Consider the following 14,950-nt stretch of genomic DNA (forward strand, 5'->3'; position numbering starts at 1 on the left):
TCCGCTCACCTCCAGGCCTGCGCGGCCATCCACGCCAGCAGGGCCACCGCGCCGAGCACGATGCCCACGGCGTACTGCCGGACGTAGCCGGTCTGGACCCGTCGGACCACCCCGCCGACCAAGGCAGCGAGCCGGCCGGCCCCCATGACCGCCCCGTCAATCACCCCCTGCTCCACCGGGCCGCCGGCCACCGCTGCCACCTGCTGCCCGCCGTGGCTGGCCAGGGTGTCGATGGCCGCGTCGATGTACCAGCCCCGCTGGAGGAAGGTCGGCTCCAGCTGCGGCCGGTGCCACTGGCGAGTCCACAGCGGGAAGGCGACACCGAGGCCGACCAGGGCGGCTGCGCTGTCGACCACTCCGAGGGCCCACTTCGTGGTGCCGCTCAGGTGGGCGGCGTAGAGCCGCGACCCGAAGACCGGGGAGAGCCAGCCGAGGGGATCCCACGAGGGGTGCCAGGGCAGGTTCAGGGCCCCGCCGAAGAAGGCCAGGACGGCGAGCACCACGAGGGGCAGGGCCATCACCCAGGGGCCTTCGTGGGGATCCCCGTGGGGCCCCTCGCCGTGGTGGGCCGGGGCCGGCCCGTCGTGCAGCAGGTTCGCCACCTCCGGGTCCGCTTGGCCGGCACGCTCGGCAGCCACCGCCTGGGCGGTCGGGAACACCTTGCGCCAGCGCTCCTCTCCGAAGAACGCCAGGGCCATGAGCCGGCTCAGGTAGTAGGCGGTGACCACGGCGGCCGCGAGGCCCACCGCCCAGAGGCCCTTGTTGAACGCGAAGGCGTTGTCCAAGACGTCCCCCTTTGCCCAGAAGCCCGAGAGCGGGGGGATGCCCGAGATGGCCAGCCAGGCCACCCCGAAGGTCACGGTGGTCAGCTTCAGGTAGCGCCGCAGGTTCCCCATGCGCTTGAGGTCCTGCTCGTCGCCCATGGCGTGGATGACCGAGCCGGCCCCGAGGAACAGCAGTCCCTTGTAGAAGGCGTGGGCCACCATCAAGAAGATGGCGGCGATGTAGGCGTGGACCCCGACTGCCAGGAACATGTAGCCGAGCTGGGAGACCGTGGAGTAGGCCAGGACCTTCTTGATGTCCTGCTGGGTGGCCCCGATGGTCCCGGCGATGAAGGCCGTGGCCACGCCGATGGAGGCGATCACCAGGCTGGCGTCGTGGGCCCGGGCCAGGAACGGGTTCATGCGGCACATGAGGTAGACGCCCGAGGTGACCATGGTGGCGGCGTGGATCAGGGCCGAGACCGGGGTCGGGCCCTCCATGGCGTCGGCCAGCCAGGGGAACAGGGGCAGCTGGGCGGACTTGCCGACCGCGGCGAGGAACAGCAGGAGGACCACGGCGGTGGTGGCCGCCGGTCCGAAGTTCGACAGGTGGGCGAAGATCGTCCGGTAGTCCAGGCTGCCGGTCTTCTCGAAGACCAGGAACATGGCCAGCAAGAAGCCCACGTCCCCGACCCGGTTGTAGATGAAGGCCTTCTTGCCGGCCGAGGCGGCCGCGTCCCGGTCGAACCAGAACGAGATGAGCCAGTAGGAGCAGGCCCCCACCCCCTCCCAGCCGACGAAGGTCAGGAGGAGGTTGTCCCCGAGGACCAGGATCAGCATGGCGGCCACGAAGAGGTTCAGGTAGACGAAGAACTTCGAGAAGTCCTCGTCCCCGTGCATGTAGCCGATCGAGTAGAGGTGGATGAGGGCACTGATGCCGGTGACGAACAGCACCATGGTCATGGACAAGGGGTCCACCAGGAAGCCCACGTGCACCTGGAAGCCGGCCACCGGGATCCAGGACCACAGGACCTGCACCACCGTCCTCCCGCCCGGTCCGTGGCGGCCGAGCAGGGCGGCGTACTCGATGCAGGCCACCACGAAGGAGCCGAGCACGGTCCCCGTGCCCAGCCATCCGGCCAAAGGCTCGCCCAACCGGCGGCCCAGGAGCGCCAGCACAGTGCCTCCGGCCAGGGGCAAAAGCGGCAGCAGGTAGGCGAGGTGGGTCATCGGGGCTCGTTCCTCGGTCCGTTGGGGTTCGTCGTCATCAGCCGTCGTTCGAGGGGTTCGCTCGGGTGGTGGGCCACGGGGCCCGACGGGGGCGCCTCACCCCCGCATGGCCCGCAGGTCGTCGGCGACCACACTGCGTCGCCGGCGGTAGATGGCGACCACGATGCCCAGGCCGACCACGACCTCTGCGGCCGCCACCACCAGGACGAAGAAGACCAGGACCTCCCCACCGATGTCGTCGAGCATGCGGGCGAAGGTCACGAAGGCCAGGTTGGCGGCGTTGAGCATGAGCTCCACGCACATGAACATGATCAGGACGTTCCGCCGCACCAGGACCCCGAGGGCCCCCATGGCGAAGAGCACGGCGGAGAGCGCCAGGTACCAGCTGCCCGGCACGCTCACGACACCACCTCCTCCTCGCTCGGCTCGGACTCCTCCCTGGACTCAGGGCTCGGGGGCAGGATGCCGGCGGGCTGCGTCAACTCTTCGGGCTGCTCCGGGGTGTCGTCGGGCTCCGGCCGGGGTGGCCGACGAGCCAGGACGACGGCGCCGACCACGGCGATGATGAGCAGGCCAGCGGTGATCTCGAACGGCCAGAGGTAGTCGGTGAACACCGCTCGGCCCAAGGCGGCCACGTCTCCACCGGGCTGGCCCCGGGCCGGACCGACCACCTCGGGAGCTCCGACCGCCCAGTGGGCGGTGGCCCCGAGGAGCAGGACCACGGCCAGGGCCATCGCCACCAGGACCGGGGCCAGCACGCGCTGGCTGCGCAGCGGTTCGACCCGCAGGTCCTCCCGGCGGTCCACGCCCAGGAACATGATGACGAAGAGGAACAGGACGACGATGGCCCCCGCGTAGACGATCACCTGCACCGCCGCCAAGAAGTTGGCGTCCTGGGCCACGAAGAGCACGGCGATGCCGAACATGGTGAGCACCAGGGACAGCGCGGCGTAGACCGGCTGGCGGGAGAGCACCACCCCGACCCCGCCGGCCACGACGATCACGGCGCAGACCCAGAAGACGGCGAAGTCCACGCGGGTCACCCCGAGGAGCGCGCCCATCAGCCCTCGCCTCCTTCCATCGGGCCAGCGGCCTGCGGGGCGACAGCCGGCGCCGCTGCGACCTCGTCGGGCTCGTCCAGCTGGTCCTCGGGCAGCCCGGGCGGCACCGGGGGCGGCACCGGGAAAGCACCGCCTGGCGGGCGATGCCCCGGCAGCTTCCGCTCGGCCCGGGTCCGCGCCCGCTGGAGGGCACCCCGCAGGCCCCGCTGCTCCGGGGGTCGCTCCCAGTCGTCCAGGTGCAAGGCCAGCATCTCCCGCAAGGAGCGGTTCCCGGTCCGGGCGTCGTCCCGACGGCCCGACTGCCCGCCCTCGGGGGCCCGGACCCCGTAGCCCAGCTCGCCCGACCAGCCGACCACGCCCTCGTACGCCGGGTCCCCGGCCGGGGAGGTGGCCCGCATCCAGGCCGAGGTGTAGAGGTCGTCACCCTCCCGCCAGTCCTCCCAGGGCTGGCGCCGGGGCTTGCCCTCGTCGTCGACCACGAGCTCTCGCTTCGTGTAGATGGCGTCGGTCCGGTTCGTGAAGGAGAACTCGAAGAGCTTCGACTCGGTGATAGCCTCGGTGGGGCACGCCTCGACGCAGAGGTCGCAGTGGATGCAGCGCAGGTAGTTGATCTCGTAGACGTAGCCGTAGCGCTCGCCGGGCGAGGTCGGGTGCTCGGGATCGTTGTCCTTGCCCCGCACGTAGATGCAGTCCGCCGGGCACACCCCGGCGCAGAGCTCGCAGCCGATGCACTTCTCCATGCCGTCCTCGTAGCGGTTGAGGACGTGCCGACCGTGGGCCCGCGGCGGCTTGGGCCGCTTCTCCTTGGGGTACTCCACGGTCACCCGGGGCAGGAGCATCTGCTTCAAGGTGACCTTGAACCCCCCGAGGGGACCGACGGGGATGCGGGGCAGGCGTCGGCGAGTCGGGCTCATCGGGCCCCACCCCCCTCACCGGGCCCCAGAGCGCCCGCCCCGGGGGACAAGGAGAGGATGGTGCCCTCCCCCGCCTCGACCGCGCCGGTCGACCACCGGCCGGCCAGGGGCGCCCGGGGCCGCAGGGCCCGGGCCGCTTCAGGGCCGAAGTCGCCGGCCGCCTGGCGCTGGCGGCCCACCCACACGGCCCGGTAGAGCAGGCCACCGCCCACCAGCATGGCGCCGCCCAGGCCGACCACCCACCAGGCCGAGACCAGCCCGCCGGCCACGATGAGCAGCCAGACCAAGGACAAGGGGATGAGGACCTTCCAGCCCAGGTTCATGAGCTGGTCGTAGCGCAGCCGGGGCAGGGCCGCCCGGAACCAGATGTAGGCGAAGAGGAAGATGAAGGTCTTGCCGAGGAACCAGAGCACCGGGACGAGCTGGTTCAGCACCATGATGTGGGGGCTCGGACCGTCGGGCCCGCCGAGGAACAGGGTCACGATCACCGCCGACATGGTGATGGTGTTCATGAACTCGGCCAGGTAGAAGAGGGCGAAGCGGATCGAGGAGTACTCGGTGTTGAACCCGCCCACCAGCTCCGAGTCGGCCTCCACGAAGTCGAAGGGCGGGCGGTTGGTCTCGGCGGTCACCGCCGCCAGGAAGATGAAGAACGGCACGATGCCGGTTCGGATGAGGCCCCAGCTGGCGAAGAACGTGCCGGCCTGGGCGTCCACGATCCCCCGAGTGGAGAGGGTCCCGGCCATGAGGACCACCATGATCACCGACATGCCCATGGCGGCCTCGTACGAGATCATCTGGGCCGAGGCCCGGACCGAGCCCAGCAGCGGGTACTTCGACCCCGAGGACCAGCCGGCCAGCATGACCCCGTAGACCGAGATGGAGGACATGGCAAGGAGCAACAGGATGCCGATCGGCGGGTTGGCCACCTGCAGGTGGAAGCGGTAACCGGCCACCGACATGGTCGCCCCGACGGGCACGATGGCGAAGGCGATGAAGGCCGGCAGGATCGAGAGGTAGGGGGCCAGCTTGAAGACGAAGCGGTCGGCCCGCTCGGGGACCAGGTCCTCCTTGAAGAACAGCTTCACGCCGTCGGCCAGCGTCTGGAGCAGGCCGTAGGGCCCAGCCCGGTTCGGCCCGATCCGGGCCTGCATGTCCGAGATGACCTTGCGCTCCAGCCAGATCATCATCATCACGGCCACCATGAGCCCGGCGAAGGCCACGACGACCCGCACGATGGCGATGACGACCTCCTGCCAGTGGACGCCCCGCAGGAACAGCAAGGACTCGTAGTTCACGACCGGTCCTCCCTCGAGGAGTCTTCGCCGGCGACCGCCTCCAGGGTCACCTCGGTGACCGGGGACCGCAGGTCCACCAGGTCGGCGACCCGACCGCCCTGCCCGTCGGCGGGGACGTTGGCCGCCACGAGCACGGTGCCCCGGGCCACCCCTGGGTCGGCCTCGGTGCCGAGGACCACCGAGCCGTTCCCGCTCCGCACCCGGACCCGGGTGGCCCCGAGAACGGCCAGGTCCTCGGGGTGGAGCCGGGCCGCCGCCGGACGCACCAGGGCGGCCAGCTCCGGCACGAGGTCGACGGCCACCCCCTCGTCGTAGAGGGCCCGGCTCGCGGCCAACCGGAAACGGCCGGGGGACGGAGCCGGGAGGGCCGGGGCCTTGATCGCGGGGAGCGGCACGCCGGGCTGGGCGGTCCCCTGGTCGGCGCCGGCTCGGTGGGTCGCAGGGGGTTCGCCGTCCCCGCTCGCGGGCTCGGAGAGTGTCCCCTCCCCGAGCGCCCCGGCCTCCCTCGCCCCGAGGGCAGCCGGAGCAGCCCGACCGCCCAGGCTCGGCAGCTCGCCCCCGCCGAGGGGCACCGCCCGACCGGCCACCAAGGGAGCCCCCTGCTGCTCGACCTGCAGGATGCCCGGGGTGGCCATTGGGTCGAGCCGAGCCGGCCGCCGAGTGGGCAGCTCGAGCGGGACGGCGCGCAGGGGCACCACCACGCCGTCGGCCAGCTCCGGCCGGGCCAGGACCGCGCCGCCGAGGCCCCGGTAGGCGGGGGCCAGGCGCTCCACCTCCTCCCAGATCTCGCTCAGGTTCTGGTAGGGCAACGGGGACCCGAGCCGCTCGGCCAGGGCCACGGCCACCATCCAGTCGGGCCAGCTCTGCCCGGGCGGGGTGACCTTCGGGGCCACCCGGCTCACCCGGCCCTCCAGGTTCGTGACGGTGCCGGCCCGCTCGTGGTGGACTGCGACCGGCAGGACCACCTGGGCCCGGGCCGCCGAGGGGGTGAGGACCCCGTCGAGGGCGATCAGCAGCTCGGCCCGACCGAGCGCCGCCTCGGCCAGCTGCCGGTCCGGCAGGTCGCCGAGCGGGTCGGCACCGAGCAGGACCAGCCCGGCCATCTCGCCCTCGGCCAGGGCCCGGAGCATGCCGGCGGCGTCCCGACCGGGCCGGGCCGGCAGACCACCCCAGGCGGCCTCGAACCAGCCCCGGCCGGCCTCCAGCGTGACCCGGCCCGGCAGGAGACCCGGGGCCAGGCCCATGTCGAGGGCCCCGTGCACGTTGCCCCGTCGGAGCGCCGGGAGGAACCGGGCCTCCGGCCAGCGACGGGCCAGGGCCAGGGCGGCAGCCGCCGTGGCCTCCGGGCCCTCGGCCAGCGACGGCCGGCCGAGCACCACCACCACCCCCTCCCCGGCCTCCCCGGCGCCGGCCAGCTGCTCTCGGGCCTGGGCCAGCGCGTCGGGGTCGACCCCCTCGGGGACCGGCCCCTCGCCGAGCAGGGCGGCCACCACCGCGGGGGCCTCCCCGGGGCGGTGCACGAGGTTCGTCCCGAGCCGCCCGAGCGGCGTGGCGTAGGGAGCCACTTGGACCAGCCGGGTCCGGCCCTCGTCGACCGCCTGGCGGAGCCGCAGATGGAGCACCGGGAGCTCCTGACGGAGGTCCCCCGCGAGGACCAGGACCACCGGGGCGTCGCACGCCTCGGCCACCGTCGCTCGAGGCAGGCCCAGCACCAGCTCGGGCGGCAGGCCATCGGCCAGCTGGCAGTCCACCGAGTCCGTGCCGAGGACCGCCTTCGCCAGCCGGGCCCAGACGTAGGCGTCCTCGTTCGCCAGCCGGGCCCCGCCCAGGACCCCGATGGCCTCGGGGCCCCGGCGGTCCCGGAGCTCCCGCAGGCGTCGAGCCGCCTCGTCGAGGGCCTCGGCCCAGCCGACCGGGACCAGCTCGTCGCCCCGGCGCACGAGAGGTTCCCGAAGCCGCTGCTCGGCGTTCACCGCCAACGAGGCGAAACGGCCCTTGTCGCAGAGCCAGCTCTGGTTCAGCGGCTCGCTGTCCACCCCGAGCAGCCGGGTCAGGCGGTCGGCCGAGGACTGCACGGCCACCCGGCAGCCCAGGGCGCAGGTCGTGCAGGTGGACTCGACCTGCTCCACGTCCCAGGGCCGGGCCACGAACCGATAGGGGGTGGCGGTCAGAGCACCCACGGGGCAAATCTGGACGGTGTTGCCGCTGAAGACCGAGTCGAAGGGTTGGCGCTCGAAGATGGCCACCTCCACCCGGTCGCCCCGCCCGAGGAAGTCGATCTCGGCCTCCCCGGCAACCTCGGCGGCGAAACGGACGCAGCGGCCGCACTGGATGCAGCGCTCCCGGTCCAACAGGACCAGCGCCGAGATGGGCGTGGGCTTCGCCCAGTGCCGCTTCTCCTCCACGAACCGGCTCTCCCCCGGGCCGTAGGAGAGGGCCTGGTCCTGCAGGGGGCACTCCCCGCCCTTGTCGCAGACCGGGCAGTCCAGGGGATGGTTCACCAGCAGGAACTCCAGCACCCCGTCCTGGGCCTTCTTGACCCGGTCCGACGTGGTCACCACCTCCATGCCCTCGGCGACCGGCACGAAGCAGGCCGGCTGGAGGCTCGGACCTCGCGGCCCGCTGACCTCGACCAAGCACATCCGGCACATGCCCACCGGCTTCATCCGGGGGTGGTAGCAGAAGCGCGGGATGAACGTCCCGGCCCGCTCGGCCGCGGCGATCAGGAACTCCCCGGCCTCGGCCTGGACCTCCCGGCCGTCCAGGGTGAAGGTGACCGTCTGGCCGGGCTCGGCCGCCGGGGCGATGCCGTGGTGGGAGGTGACGACCGGGTCAGCCATGGGGACAGCCGCCCTCCTTCAGGTGCTGCAGGAACTCGTCGCGGAACATGCGGATGCCCGAAGCGATCGACGAGGGGATGGAGGGCCCCAGCACGCAGATGGTCGTCTGGGCCGGCGGCCAGCTCACCCCCGGAGCGATGTTGTCGCAGACGTCCATCAGCAGGTCCAGGTCCTCCTCCCGACCAGCCCCGTCCTCGATCCGCCGCAGGACCTTCTCCAGCCAGCCGCCGCCCTCCCGGCAGGGCGTGCACTGCCCACAGGACTCCCGGTGGAAGAACTTCGTGATCCGCCAGGCGGCCCGCACCGCGCAGGTGGTCTCGTCCATGACCACCACCGACCCCGAACCCAGCATCGTGTCGAGGGCGGCCACCTCGTCCTGCCCGAGGGGGGTGTCGAGGTGCTCGGGCCCGAGCCAGGGGGCCGAGACCCCTCCGGGGATGAAGGCCTTCAAGGCCCGGTCCTCGGGAATCCCGCCGCCCAGGGACGGGTCGTAGATCAGGTCTCGGAAGGTGGTCTTCACCATCTCCAGCTCGTAGACCCCCGGCCGCCGGACGTGACCGGCCAAGGCGAACAGCCGCGTCCCCGCCGAGCGGCCCCCGCCGAGGGCGGTGAAGGCAGCAGCACCCTGGCGGATGATCCAGGGCAGGTTCGACACGGTCTCGACGTTGTTCACCACCGTCGGCTGCCCGTAGAGGCCGATGGCCGCCGGGAAGTAGGGCGGCTTGATCCGGGGAAAACCCCGCTTGCCCTCCAGGCTCTCGAGCAGGGCCGTCTCCTCCCCGCAGATGTAGGCCCCAGCCCCGGGATGGACCACGATGTCGAGACTGAAGCCCGAGCCGAAGATGTCCTCCCCGACGGCCCCGTGCTCGTAGGCCTCGTTCAGGGCCTCCTGGACCCGCTCGAGGCCCAGGGCGAACTCGCCCCGGATGTAGATGAACGCCTGGGCGACCTGGAGGGCGTAGGCCGCGATGACCACCCCCTCGATGAGCTGGTGGGGGTCCCGCTCGATCAGCAGGTGGTCCTTGAAGGTGGCCGGCTCGCTCTCGTCCCCGTTCACCACCAGGTAGGGCAGAGGACCCTTCCGGAGCATGGACCACTTCCGCCCGGCCGGGAACCCGGCACCGCCCCGACCGAGCAGGCTGGCCGCGTCGACCTCGGCGGCCACCTCGGCCGGGGACATCTGGAGCGCCTTGCGCAGGCCCTCGTAGCCCCCGGTGGCCAGGAACCGGGCCAGGGTGTGGCTGTCCTCGTAGCCCATGCGGGAGGTCACGATCCGGGGGGCTTCGGTGACCGTCACCGACCGTCCTCCTTCCCACCCTGGCCGCTCGCCGCCTCCTCGGCGGCCACCCGTTCGGCCATGGCCCGTCGTTCCGCCGCCACCCGGGCCGGGTCGACCCGCAGACCCCCGGCCCGCCGGACCCGGATGAGCGTCCCGTGCGGCGGCACCTCCCCGTCGAGCCGCCCCGCCCGCAGGTCCTCGACCAGCTGGTCGAAGGCCGCCGGGTCGAGGTTGCCGAAGAACCGGTGGTTCACCTGCAGGCAGGGAGCCCGCCCGCAGTCGGCCAGGCACTCGGCGTCCTCGAGGGTGAAGAGGCCGTCGGGGGTGGTGTCGCCCACGCCGATCCCCAGCCGCTCCTCGGCATGGGCCAGCAGCTCCTCGGCACCCCGCAGCAGGCAGGCGATGTTCGTGCAGATCGCCACCAGGTACCGGCCGACCGGCTCGGTGTGCAGCATGTCGTAGAAACCCGCCGTGCCCAGCACCTCGGCCGGGGTCACCCCGACGAGCTCGGCGACCTCGGCGATCGCCTCCGGCGTCAACCAGCCGTCCTGCTCCTGGGCGACGTGGCAGATCGGGATGAGCGCGGAGCGGGGATGGGGGTAGAGCGCCAGCAGCTCCTCGCACCGGGCCCGGATCTCGGGGGAGAGGTGGCTCACCGGTCCACCTCCCCCATGACCGGGTCCACCGAGGAGATCGAGGCGATGGCGTCGGCGATCAGGCCGCCGTGCAGCATGACCGGCAGGCTCTGGAGGTTCACGAACGACGGGGCCCGAATGTGCATCCGGTAGGGCTTGCCGGTGCCGTCCGAGACCATGTAGCAGCCCAGCTCGCCCCGCGGGGACTCCACGGCCACGTAGACCTCGCCCTCTGGGACCCGGATGCCCTCGGTGAACAGCTTGAAGTGGTGGATGAGGGCCTCCATGGACTCGTCGATCCGGGCCCGGGGCGGCGGGGTGACCTTGCGGTCCAGGACCCGGTAGGGGCCCGAGGGCATCTTCTCCACCACCTGCCGCACGATCCGGATGGACTCCCGGATCTCGTTCAACCGCACGGCGTAGCGGTCGAAGTTGTCCCCGTACGTGCCGACGATGACGTCGAACTCCACCTGGTCGTAGGCCAGGTAGGGCATCGTCCGCCGCAGGTCCCAAGGCACCCCCGTCGAGCGCAGGATCGGACCGGTGGCCGACAAGGCGATGGCCTCGGCCGCGCTGATGGCCCCGACCCCCTCGACCCGCTCCCGGAAGATCGGCTGGCCGGTCAGCAGCTCGTCGTAGTCGTCCAACCGGGCCTCGATGGTGTCGCAGAGGACCGTCACGTCGTCCTCCCAGCCGTCGGGCAGGTCGGCCGCCGTGCCCCCCACCCGGATGAAGTTGTGGTTCATCCGCAGCCCGGTGGTCTTCTCGAAGAAGGCCAGCACCATCTCCCGCTCACGGAAGCCGAAGATCATCATCGTGGTGGAGCCCAGGTCCATGCCGTTGGTGGCCATCCACATGAGGTGCGAGGAGATCCGCTGCAGCTCGGCCAGGAGCATCCGGATCCACACCGCACGCGGCGGCAGCTCCACCCCGAGCAGCGCCTCAGCGGCCAAGGCGTAGACCAGCTCGTTGGTCAGCGGCGAGAGGTAGTCCATGCGGGTGACGTTCGTCCCCCCCTGGACGTAGGTCAGCTCCTCGGCCGTCTTCTCCATGCCGGTGTGCAGGTAGCCGATCACCGGCTTGGTCCGCAGCACCGTCTCGCCGTCCAGCTCCATCATGAGGCGCAGCACCCCGTGGGTCGAGGGGTGCTGAGGCCCCATGTTGATGATCATCGTCTCGTCCTCGGCCCCCGCCTCGGGCAGGTCGGCCAGGTCCACCGCCGGGTGGCTCTCGGGCACCCGCAGGATCGCCCCCCGCTCCCGCCGGCGCTCCTCCGGCGGCGTGGCTGCCGCCGGCCCGAGCTCCTGGCCCCCCTCGGAGGTCTCCTTGACCAAGTCCTTGTCGGTCATCGTGGCCCCGGTGCCTCCTTGAACTGCACCGGCACCCGGCCCACCCCGTAGTCCTTCCGCAGCGGGTGGCCTTCCCAGTCCTCGGGCATGAGGATCCGGGTCAGGTCCGGGTGCCCGACGAAGCGGATGCCGAACATGTCGAAGCACTCCCGTTCCATCGCCTCGGCCCCCGGGTACAGGTCCCAGGCCGATGCCAGCACGGGGTCCGCCTCGGGCACCTGGACCCGGATCCGGACCATGCCCGGGGGATCCAGGCGCCGCAGGACCACCGCCACCTCGAACCGCTCCGGCTCGACCCCCGCCGGCAGCGTCCGCCCCGGGTGGGTCAGGTAGTCGACCCCGCAGAGGTCGGCCAGCATCTCGAACCCCTCGACCTGGAGCTCGGCGAGGAGGTCGTGGTAGCGCTCCCGGCTCGGGAAGAAGATCTGGACGCCGGCCCGGCCGACGAGCTGGGGGACGTCCGACCCTCCGCCTCCTGCCACGCCTCGGCCGCTGGCCCCGGCCAGCCCACCCTCAGTGGCTCCGGTGGCTGGCGGCGTGCCGGTCTCAGGCTCCGGGCCGCTCATCGCGGCGTCCCCAGCCGGACGGCCTCGGGCTCCTCCCGCAGCCAGCCAGCGGTCCGCTCGACCGGCGGCGTCGTGGCACGCCGCCGCGTGATCTGTCCGGTCCGGATCTTCTCGTGGAGGGTCAAGATGGCGTGCAGCAGGGTCTCGGGGCTCGGCGGACACCCGGGGGCGTAGACGTCGACCGGCACCACCTGGTCCACGCCCTGCACGATCGCGTAGTTGTTGAACATGCCGCCGCTCGAGGCGCAGACCCCCATGGAGATCACCCACTTGGGCTCCATCATCTGGTCGTAGACCTGCCGCAGCACCGGCGCCATCTTCTGGGAGACCCGGCCCGCCACCACCATCAGGTCCGCCTGCCGGGGCGAGGCCCGGAAGACCTCCATCCCGAAGCGGCTCACGTCGAAGTCGGCCGTCCCGACGGCCATCATCTCGATGGCGCAGCACGCCAGGCCGAACGTCGCGGGCCACACGCTGTTCCGCCGGGCCCACTTCACCAGGTCCTCGAGGCGGGCCGTGAAGAAGTTCCGGTTGAGGTCCTCGAGCCCCATGGCCTCAGGCCGCCTCGTCGCTCGAACGCCCGCTCGGCACCCGCCCCACCGTCGAAGCCGTCGTCCGCTCCGGGGCAGCCGGCCGCAGCCGCTTGGCCGGACCCCAGTCCAGGGCCCCGTTGCTCACCAGGTACAGGAAGGAGCCGAAGACCACCACGGCGAAGACCAGGACCTCCACCAGCCCGAAGGTGGCCAGCTGCCGGAAGATGACCGCCCAGGGGTAGAGGAAGACGATCTCGATGTCGAAGATGATGAAGATCATCGCCACCAGGTAGAAGCGCACCGGGAAGCGCTGGGGCGGCTCCCGGTCGGGCACGATCCCGCACTCGTAGGGGGCGACCTTCGCGGCGTGCGGCCGCTTCCTCGGCCCGAGGAGGGACGAGGCCACGAACGACAGGACCGCGAAGAGCAGCCCCAGCACCAACAGGATGAAGATCGGCAGGTAGGTCTTCATGGCCGAAGCCGGTTCTACCACGCCCTCTCGTCCAGGGCACATTCGGTCCTCCCAGGCCACGGGGCCCCGCCGACGAGGTGCTGGGCCGAAGCCTCTAGCATCAGGCCGTGGCCCCCGTGGACCCCCAGGCCGCCTCGCCCCTCCTCGACGATCCCGACCCGCCCATCCCTGACCGCAGCCAGGTCCTGGTCGTCGGGGCCGGCCCCGCCGGCTCGGCCTGCGCCTTCTGGCTGGCCCAAGCCGGCTGGCAGGTGACCGTCGTCGAACGCAAGCGCTTCCCCCGGGCCAAGACCTGTGGGGACGGCCTCACCCCCCGATCCGTCCGCCAGCTCGCCGACATGGGACTCGAGGGCGCCCTGGACGGCGCCCACCGCTACCGGGGCCTCCGGGCCTGCGCCTACGGCCTCGAGCTAGAGCTGCCCTGGCCCTCCCACCCCACCTTCCCCTCCGAGGGCTACGTCGTGACCCGCTACGACCTCGACCGCCTCGTGGCCGAGCGAGCCAGGCAGGCCGGCGCCACCGTCCTCCAGGGAACCGAGGCCCTCGAACCGGTCCTCGCCGACGGGCAGCAGCCCGCGGAGGCCGGGGCCCGGACCTTGCCCCGGTGCCGAGCCCTCCGGGTCCGCCGGGCCGCCACCGGGGAAACCGCCACCATCGGGTTCGACTACCTCGTCCTCGCCGAAGGGGCCAACGCCCGGGTCGCCCGGGCCCTCGGCGCCCAACGAGAGCGCCGCTGGCCCCTCGGCCTCGCCCTCCGTGGCTACTACCGCTCCCCGGCGCACGACGAGCCCTTCATCGAGTCCCACCTCGACATCCGGGACGCCTCGGGGGCGGTCGTCCCCGGCTACGGCTGGATCTTCCCCCTCGGGGACGGCCGGGTGAACGTCGGCGTCGGCCTCCTCTCGGCCGAGGGTCGCTGGCGGGGGGTGAACACCACCCGGCTCCTCGACGCCTTCCTGGCCCAGGCCCCGGCCCGGTGGCAGCTCTCGCCCGACGCCGCCCTCGGCCAGGCCACCGGGGGCAAGCTGCCCATGGGCCTCTCCATCGCCCCCCGGGTCGGGCCCAACGTGCTCCTCGCCGGGGACGCCATGGGCGCCATCAACCCCTTCAACGGGGAGGGCATCGCCTACGGCTACGAGACCGGCCGCCTCGCGGCGGCCGTCGTGGCCGAGGCCCTGGCCGGAGCCGGCGAGGCCGCCCTGGCCAGCTACGAGGACCGCCTCCAGGCCGCCTACGGCCACTACTACCGGGTGGCCCGGGACTTCGTCCGCCTCATCAGCCACCCCCGCGCCATGCAGGTCTGCGTCCGCACCGGCATGCACAGCCGGCCCCTCATGGCCGCCCTGCTGCGGGTCATGGCCAACCTCCTGCGCCCCGACCGGCTCGGCGCCGGCGAGGCCACCTACGCCGTGGCCGCGGCCCTCGCCGCCGTCGGTCCTGGGAGCTGAGGCGGCGCCGGCAGCGGCCCCGCGCCGGCCCCCGGCTCGGCGCTCCTCGCCCCCCAGGCCACCGGGGGCGGGTCGGGAAGGGGAGGAAGGGGCCGGGGGGTGTGGGCCCGCAGCGTGGCGGCCAGGTCCTCCACCCAGCCCGGGTCCTCCTCATCGGCGACCCGGAGCCGCAGCTCAGCGGTCGGCAGGTCCAAGACGACCTCGCTGCCACCGGGGGTGTCGAGCACCCGCTCCCGCCGGAGGTCCCCGACCGCCCGCCAGGGCACCACCAGGACCCGCCCGGCCCGACGGTCGCAGACGGTCACCCCGAAGTCGTCCATCTGGGCGACCGCGTCGGGCCGGCCGTGGCCGTCCCCGAGGGTCAGCCGACGGATGCCCCCACCCCGGCCTTCGCCGGTCAGCGCGCCTTGGAAGGTCGGGCCCAGCCCGAAGCGCTCCTCCTCCACCCCCGACACATCGGCGGGGTGGGGCTGGCTCTTGAGCGGCCCGTCGGCGAACGCCCGGCTGGTGCGTGCCCAGTCGGCTGCAAAACACAACAATTCACACAAACTCCACAACGGCCGG

At 72.4% G+C, this 14,950-nt stretch carries 14 protein-coding genes; 1 reads left to right on the forward strand and 13 read right to left on the reverse strand.

Annotated features, from left to right (window positions below):
• Positions 1-5: 5 nt before the first annotated feature.
• The 12 genes from nuoL to Acit_RS05445 form a co-directional block, all read right to left on the reverse strand.
• Positions 6-1,991, reverse strand: coding sequence for an NADH-quinone oxidoreductase subunit L (gene nuoL / locus Acit_RS05390; RefSeq protein WP_248106640.1), 1,986 nt, complete (start codon positions 1,989-1,991; stop codon positions 6-8).
• 96 nt (positions 1,992-2,087) lie between these two features.
• Entirely contained in the window at positions 2,088-2,393 is a 306-nt protein-coding gene (nuoK, locus tag Acit_RS05395) for an NADH-quinone oxidoreductase subunit NuoK (RefSeq protein WP_248106642.1), read from the reverse strand.
• Positions 2,390-3,052, reverse strand: coding sequence for an NADH-quinone oxidoreductase subunit J (locus Acit_RS05400; protein WP_248106644.1), 663 nt, complete (start codon positions 3,050-3,052; stop codon positions 2,390-2,392). The genes nuoK and Acit_RS05400 overlap by 4 nt, the downstream gene beginning before the upstream one ends.
• Entirely contained in the window at positions 3,052-3,966 is a 915-nt protein-coding gene (nuoI, locus tag Acit_RS05405; RefSeq protein ID WP_248106645.1) for an NADH-quinone oxidoreductase subunit NuoI, read from the reverse strand. Before nuoI ends, Acit_RS05400 begins: the two co-directional genes overlap by 1 nt.
• On the reverse strand, positions 3,963-5,264 hold the full coding sequence (gene nuoH / locus Acit_RS05410) for an NADH-quinone oxidoreductase subunit NuoH (RefSeq protein WP_248106647.1): 1,302 nt from the start codon (positions 5,262-5,264) through the stop codon (positions 3,963-3,965). Before nuoH ends, nuoI begins: the two co-directional genes overlap by 4 nt.
• Complete coding sequence (gene nuoG, locus Acit_RS05415) at positions 5,261-8,104, reverse strand: NADH-quinone oxidoreductase subunit NuoG (RefSeq protein WP_248106649.1); 2,844 nt, start codon at positions 8,102-8,104, stop codon at positions 5,261-5,263. Before nuoG ends, nuoH begins: the two co-directional genes overlap by 4 nt.
• Positions 8,097-9,401 (reverse strand): NADH-quinone oxidoreductase subunit NuoF, encoded by a 1,305-nt coding sequence (gene nuoF, locus Acit_RS05420; protein WP_248106650.1) that lies wholly within the window; start codon positions 9,399-9,401, stop codon positions 8,097-8,099. The genes nuoG and nuoF overlap by 8 nt, the downstream gene beginning before the upstream one ends.
• A complete protein-coding gene (locus tag Acit_RS05425) occupies positions 9,398-10,039 on the reverse strand; it encodes an NADH-quinone oxidoreductase subunit NuoE family protein (RefSeq protein ID WP_248106651.1) in 642 nt (213 codons plus the stop codon). Before Acit_RS05425 ends, nuoF begins: the two co-directional genes overlap by 4 nt.
• Positions 10,036-11,367 (reverse strand): NADH-quinone oxidoreductase subunit D, encoded by a 1,332-nt coding sequence (locus Acit_RS05430; RefSeq protein WP_248106663.1) that lies wholly within the window; start codon positions 11,365-11,367, stop codon positions 10,036-10,038. The genes Acit_RS05425 and Acit_RS05430 overlap by 4 nt, the downstream gene beginning before the upstream one ends.
• Positions 11,364-11,933: an NADH-quinone oxidoreductase subunit C gene (locus tag Acit_RS05435; RefSeq protein ID WP_248106676.1), complete on the reverse strand. Its 570-nt coding sequence runs from the start codon at positions 11,931-11,933 to the stop codon at positions 11,364-11,366. The genes Acit_RS05430 and Acit_RS05435 overlap by 4 nt, the downstream gene beginning before the upstream one ends.
• The gene (locus tag Acit_RS05440) at positions 11,930-12,484 is read right to left on the reverse strand and encodes an NADH-quinone oxidoreductase subunit B (protein WP_248106689.1); all 555 of its coding nucleotides are present in this window, start codon (positions 12,482-12,484) and stop codon (positions 11,930-11,932) included. The genes Acit_RS05435 and Acit_RS05440 overlap by 4 nt, the downstream gene beginning before the upstream one ends.
• Before the next feature lie 4 nt (positions 12,485-12,488).
• Complete coding sequence (locus tag Acit_RS05445; RefSeq protein WP_248106691.1) at positions 12,489-12,959, reverse strand: NADH-quinone oxidoreductase subunit A; 471 nt, start codon at positions 12,957-12,959, stop codon at positions 12,489-12,491.
• A gap of 86 nt (positions 12,960-13,045) precedes the next feature.
• Here Acit_RS05445 and Acit_RS05450 point away from each other — a divergent pair, with 86 nt between their 5' ends.
• On the forward strand, positions 13,046-14,386 hold the full coding sequence (locus Acit_RS05450) for a geranylgeranyl reductase family protein (RefSeq protein ID WP_248106694.1): 1,341 nt from the start codon (positions 13,046-13,048) through the stop codon (positions 14,384-14,386).
• Here the strand turns inward: Acit_RS05450 and Acit_RS05455 are convergent.
• Positions 14,341-14,922, reverse strand: a complete 582-nt coding sequence (locus Acit_RS05455) for a hypothetical protein (RefSeq protein WP_248106697.1) — start codon at positions 14,920-14,922, stop codon at positions 14,341-14,343. The genes Acit_RS05450 and Acit_RS05455 overlap by 46 nt on opposite strands.
• Positions 14,923-14,950: the final 28 nt, after the last annotated feature.

It is taken from the genome of Aciditerrimonas ferrireducens (assembly GCF_023130475.1).
Classification (GTDB): Bacteria; Actinomycetota; Acidimicrobiia; order Acidimicrobiales; family UBA8190; genus Aciditerrimonas; species Aciditerrimonas ferrireducens.

Coding starts and splice junctions, on each gene's coding strand:
- nuoG (WP_248106649.1), bottom strand. CDS start 8,104: ATGGCTGACCCGGTCGTCACCTCCCACCACGGCATCGCCCCGGCGGCC.
- nuoL (WP_248106640.1), bottom strand. CDS start 1,991: ATGACCCACCTCGCCTACCTGCTGCCGCTTTTGCCCCTGGCCGGAGGC.
- nuoI (WP_248106645.1), bottom strand. CDS start 3,966: ATGAGCCCGACTCGCCGACGCCTGCCCCGCATCCCCGTCGGTCCCCTC.
- Acit_RS05430 (WP_248106663.1), bottom strand. CDS start 11,367: ATGACCGACAAGGACTTGGTCAAGGAGACCTCCGAGGGGGGCCAGGAG.
- Acit_RS05435 (WP_248106676.1), bottom strand. CDS start 11,933: ATGAGCGGCCCGGAGCCTGAGACCGGCACGCCGCCAGCCACCGGAGCC.
- Acit_RS05400 (WP_248106644.1), bottom strand. CDS start 3,052: ATGGGCGCGCTCCTCGGGGTGACCCGCGTGGACTTCGCCGTCTTCTGG.
- Acit_RS05440 (WP_248106689.1), bottom strand. CDS start 12,484: ATGGGGCTCGAGGACCTCAACCGGAACTTCTTCACGGCCCGCCTCGAG.